Raw genomic sequence first — 1,020 nt, 5'->3', positions numbered from 1 at the left:
GCCCCATTCCCCCCTGACCGATGCTTTCGACCAGCCGGTACCGCCCCGTCACCAGCAATCCCGGAATACCGCCCCGCGTTGTTTCCGGCACCCCCATGCCTCCCCTTCAACACCCGCCACATATGGATCGCAAGAACCGCAAAGAAGCACGATGTCCACAATCTTGTGCCGCACCAGCATAGTGCGGAGAAATCTTGTGGTACCTCTTCAAGTACTGCGAATTCAGGCGCAGCCACGGGGTCACAAGGGGGACGACCATGAGTTCTCGTCGTATGACGATCACGACAGGATCGCTGCTCACAGCATCTTTCTCGGCGGTGATGATCTTTTCCTTCTCCGCCGGTGCGGACGATCCGGGACCGATGAGCGACAAAGGGGGAAAGGTCGTCGACGAAGCGCCCGGCGGCGTAAAGCTGGCGACCTCGCTGCCCGAGAAGATCAGTGTCGACAACAGTTCCGAGAAAACCGCGATCACCGCCACGGTGGAGAATGGGGGAACGAAGGAAAGCGGTGCGATCCGACTGCTCGTGGTCGGTTTCGACGGCCTGACGGTCAACAATGTCGAAGGATGCACGAAAATCGCCGAGGCGGATCTTCCCGAGGGTTCCAACAGCGGCTACGCCTGCGGCATCGACAACCTGGCGGCCGGCAAGTCGAAGTCGTACGCCGTGGACGCGACGTTCGACCTGAAGAAGGAGGGCAAGATCTGCCTGCCCGTCCAGAGCACCGACGGCAAGAAGACGTTCTGGCAGCAGGGCCCGGTCCCGTTCGGTGCGAACAACCCCTCACCGAACGCCCCGGCGACGCCCCTCCTGCTCGGCACCGACAACACACCGGTGACGCCGGGCGGGGACGAGGCCGGTGGCGGCGGGTCGGGTGACGGGTCCGGCGGCGAGGAGCTGCCCAGGACCGGTCCCGCCGACCAGGTCCTGCCGCTCGGCGCGGTGGGCGCGGCGCTGATCTCGGCGGGGGCGGCGGGTCTGTGGTGGACTCGGCGGGGGCGGCGGGTCTGTGGTGGAC

At 65.2% G+C, this 1,020-nt stretch carries 1 protein-coding gene; it reads left to right on the top strand.

The annotated features are described in order from the left end of the window. Positions 1 to 257 precede the first annotated feature (257 nt). On the top strand, positions 258 to 1,020 hold a 763-nt coding region (locus FGF04_RS39455), incomplete at its 3' end, for an LPXTG cell wall anchor domain-containing protein (protein WP_149516200.1).

This window comes from Streptomyces apricus, from assembly GCF_008369065.1.
Taxonomy (GTDB): Bacteria; Actinomycetota; Actinomycetes; order Streptomycetales; family Streptomycetaceae; genus Streptomyces; species Streptomyces apricus.
This window is presented reverse-complemented; position numbering and strand designations above follow the sequence as displayed.